The 2,702-nt window shown below is 58.1% G+C and carries 4 protein-coding genes; all 4 read right to left on the reverse strand.

Annotated elements, in window-relative coordinates:
* A partial coding sequence (locus tag IVB48_RS07825) for an ATP-binding cassette domain-containing protein (RefSeq protein ID WP_247399155.1) occupies positions 1-273 on the reverse strand: 273 nt, incomplete at its 3' end.
* 100 nt (positions 274-373) lie between these two features.
* A complete protein-coding gene (locus IVB48_RS07830; RefSeq protein WP_247399157.1) occupies positions 374-1,021 on the reverse strand; it encodes an ABC transporter permease subunit in 648 nt (215 codons plus the stop codon).
* The gene (locus IVB48_RS07835; protein ID WP_247399159.1) at positions 1,018-1,737 is read right to left on the reverse strand and encodes an amino acid ABC transporter permease; all 720 of its coding nucleotides are present in this window, start codon (positions 1,735-1,737) and stop codon (positions 1,018-1,020) included. Before IVB48_RS07835 ends, IVB48_RS07830 begins: the two co-directional genes overlap by 4 nt.
* A gap of 711 nt (positions 1,738-2,448) precedes the next feature.
* A partial coding sequence (locus IVB48_RS07840) for a transposase (protein WP_247399161.1) occupies positions 2,449-2,702 on the reverse strand: 254 nt, incomplete at its 5' end.

Here is a 2,702-nt window from a genome sequence, read left to right on the forward strand (position 1 = left end):
GACCATGCCGCATCGACGGCGGATTCGGGCCTCCTTCGCGCGCGGGAGCGGTTTGCCAGCCGCGTCGAAAAAGATGCTTTGGCCAAAAATCTTGATATCGCCGCCAGTGGGCTTCTCGAGAGTCATCGCCAGACGCAGCACGGTCGTCTTTCCTGAACCGCTCGGCCCGATCAGCGCCACCTTTTCGCCGGGCCGCACTTGCAGGTCAAGATCGATCAGCACGCGGTGAGCGCCGAACGATTTTGAGACTTTTTCGAATTCGATGGACCACATAGCCTGTCGCGAGTTGGTAGCGGATGCATGTGCCTCCATCATGCTGGAGGCCGTGGCGGTCGGTGGCACGAAGGGTCCGGCCTGGCGAAATTCCATGCTGCTAGACATGCTTGTCCTTGAATCGGGAGAGGAGATAGAGGAACGGCAGGTTCATGACGATGTAAATGACGCCAGCAACCGTGAAGGGCTCGAGATAACGGAAGTTTTCGTAACCGGCCACCTGCGCCTCGCCCAGCAGCACCGGCACGCCGAGCGCAAACAGGTACGCAGACGTCCGAAACAGCGCGAGGACGTAGTTAAGAAGGGCAGGAATAGCCCGTTTGATCATTAGCGGGCCAAGCACACGTCGCCATGTGGTATACGAGCTCAAATTGAGGGCCACGCACGCGTCGCGCATCGCGGGCGGGATCGTGATCAGGCTGCCTCGGTACACTTCCGAACAGAATGCGGCATAGACAATACCCAATACGCCGATTCCAATTGGCATTGCCGGAAGAGTCACGCCGAATTCCGGTAGCACATAGAAGGCGAAATAGAGCATGACCAGGATGGGGACCCCCCGGAAGAGTTCAAGCAGGAAGCGCACGAATGCCCGACCAAGCCTGGTACTCGCCGTCTCCAAGATCGCAAGCAGGAGACCGGCCGTTAGCGCAATCGCCGAACTCGCAATCGTGACCAGCACAGTGTACCAAATGCCCACCATGAGGCGCGGCAAGATCTCAAAGGTGTAGTTCCAATCCCAGGTCATTGGGCAGCTCCGGCAAGCGCACGGGCATTGGGCGCGACCTGCGCCGACACGCGCGCCGCTCGGAGCGCGCGGTTCAGGGGAAGAAAGTGCTCAAGAGCGCGAAAAGCAGCAGCACAAAGAAGGCACAGGATCCAATAAATCGCACCAAGCATGCAAAAGACAGTGACCGTGTCGAATGTTTGGCTGCGAATGTTGTTCGCAACATAGAGAACATCCTGCACGCCGACGAAGCTCACGATCGAAGTCCACTTGACCATGTCTCTCGCCAGGCTCCCGAACGCGGGCACGACCTGCGAAAGCGCCTGCGGCAATATTACCTTTCTGAGACTCTGGATTTTGTTCAGCCCAAGCGCATGACAGGCATCGCTCTGCCCCCGATGCACAGCCTCAATGCCAGCCCGCACGATTTCAGCCCCGTATACCGCTCCGTCGAGCGATAACACGAGGATCGCCGCCGCGAGGGGGCTCAATTGCGGCATGCCGGGCAGCAGCGGCAGCACGTAGAAGACCCAGAATAGGAGAACCAGACCCGAGGGACCACGAATGAGCTCGATGAAGACAATCGACGCCGCTCGTATCGCGCGCTTGTTTGAGAGCCTGATCGCGCCGAGGACGATCGCACCCAGCGCCGCAAACAGGATTGTACAGACTGATACCCACACCGTGACCCACAGGCCCTGCACGAGCGAGGGCCAGTACTCCAACACAGCTTTCACTGTAGTTGCTCCTTACTCGCAGCTCTGCTCAGCATTATTGGTCTCACAAAGCCAAGCGGGCGCATCCCAAATGGGGGCCCCATACCTCACGGAGTGCAGCTGCTGCATCGTACCTCTCCTCCCTTCAACATTCATCAATTGTCATTGATTGGTGCAATGTGAGCGGACCGCTTAAGCCAACGCCAATACCAAATTTGCACGGATCGATACCAAATTGGAATTGAAGCTTGCGAGCCTCGCAAACGAGTCGGGAAATCTGCACCACGCGGCACCGCTTGACCGGCCCGAGCGCTTGATCGAAACCGTAGGCGATCGCCTTCCAGATCGATACCGGGCGATCGAGCGTAGAAACAACCATTCCGGTTGGTGCACTGCAAGGAAGATAGGACCGCGGCGCGTCAAGAATGCTACTTGTTAAGCGCGAGCGCAGGACGGTAGTCGTGGTCGTCCGGCCCAAGGAATCGAGCCGACGCCCCTGGTCGCTGCGGGAGTTGCACCTGAGAGATCGTCAGTTGGTGCAAGTCGTACGTTACGCCTCTAGCATTACAGTTTGTCTTTTTGATTTGACATGAGCGCGTTGAGCGGCAGCCTGATGAGCTCTGCGCCAGAAAGACCATGCGATGATGCGTGCGGGTTGAATACGCTTTCGAGCAAGTCTGATGGCAATGCGGCGGATTTCCTGGATTGACCAACGGATCAGCGGCGGCGTGGTTATGCTTTGGCTTTTGCCGGGTGGCGAGGTTTCGTTTTTTTGGGCGGTGGCGGATTAGCGCGATGTCGGATCGCGGCCATCATGGCGAAGGCGAGCATCACCAAGGACACATGACGGTGCCAGCCATGCCAGGATCTGCTCTCGTTGTGATCCAGCCCGAACTCGTTTTTCGCGGTTTCAAAGCTGTCCTCGATCGCCCATCGATGGCCTTCGACCGCGACCAACGTTTCAATTGATGTTCCCGCTGGGCACG

It is taken from the genome of Bradyrhizobium sp. 76, assembly GCF_023073025.1.
GTDB lineage: Bacteria > Pseudomonadota > Alphaproteobacteria > Rhizobiales > Xanthobacteraceae > Bradyrhizobium.